This window comes from Mycobacterium sp. ST-F2, assembly GCF_001905655.1.
Lineage (GTDB): Bacteria > Actinomycetota > Actinomycetes > Mycobacteriales > Mycobacteriaceae > Mycobacterium.
Genome location: NZ_JMHT01000131.1, coordinates 1 through 1,061, shown reverse-complemented (window position 1 = coordinate 1,061; position 1,061 = coordinate 1). Strand labels below are relative to the sequence as shown.

At 65.3% G+C, this 1,061-nt stretch carries 1 protein-coding gene; it reads left to right on the top strand.

Translation table 11 applies throughout. From position 1 onward, the window contains the following. The coding region (locus tag EB75_RS28260) for an IS3 family transposase (protein ID WP_142239887.1) at window positions 1-1,035 on the top strand (1,035 nt) is incomplete at its 5' end. Between the last annotated feature and the right edge of the window lie 26 nt (window positions 1,036-1,061).

Sequence of the window (1,061 nt, the reverse complement as noted above, 5' to 3'; positions counted from 1 at the left end):
GGAACAGCCCCAACGGTTGTCACCGCGTCCCGGGCCGACTTTCACCGACCCCCGCAACCGGTGATCTTCGCGTTCATCGACGATCAACGCGCCGCTGGGCACGCGGTCGAGTCGATCTGCCGAGTCTTGTGTGAGCAGGGCTGTCAGATCGCCGCGCGCACCTACCGGTCCTGGAAACAACCAGGCCGGACGGTAGCGGCCCGCACCATCACCGACGCCCAGGTCATCGACGCTGTGCGTGGCCTGGCGTGGACCACCAACGCCGCCGGCAAGCGCGTTCTGGCCCCCGAGGGGCTCTACGGGCGGCGCAAGATGACGGCCCTGATCCGCCGTGCCGCGCTGCCAGAGGCCTCGGCGGGCTCGGTGCACCGGGCGATGTGCACGTTGGGTCTGCAGGGCATACGGCGGTCAAAGAAGGTGCGCACCACGATCCCGGACACCGACGGGCGCCGCGCCCCGGATCTGCTCAACCGCAACTTCCATGCGAGCGTCCCGAACCGGGTATGGGTCACCGACTTCACTTACGTGCGGTCCTGGGCGGGCTTTGTCTACGTGGCCTTCATCGTCGACGTGTTCGCTCAGCGGATCGTGGCCTGGCACGCGGCCACCACCAAGACCACCGATCTGGTGATGGTCCCGTTGCGGATGGCCGTGTGGCAGCGCCGTCACGAAGGTCATCCCACCGCAGCCGGCGAGCTCATCCACCACAGCGACGCCGGAAGCCAATACACGTCGGTCCGTTTCACCGAACACCTTGAACTGGAAGGGATTTCACCTTCCATTGGCAGCGTCGGGGATGCCTACGACAACGCTCTGATGGAAACGATCAACGGCTTGTACAAGACCGAATGCATCCGAACCACAGTGTTCCACCCGGGGCCGTTTAGGACCATCGCCGACGTCGAGTACGCGACAGCAGCCTGGGTCGAGTGGTACAACAACCGAAGGCTGCACTCCAGTCTCGGCATGGTCAGCCCAACCGAGTACGAGCACGCCCACTACAGCGCCCTCGACCGAGAGCGTCAACCCGTATAGCAGCGGCGGAAAACCTGGGGCGGTTC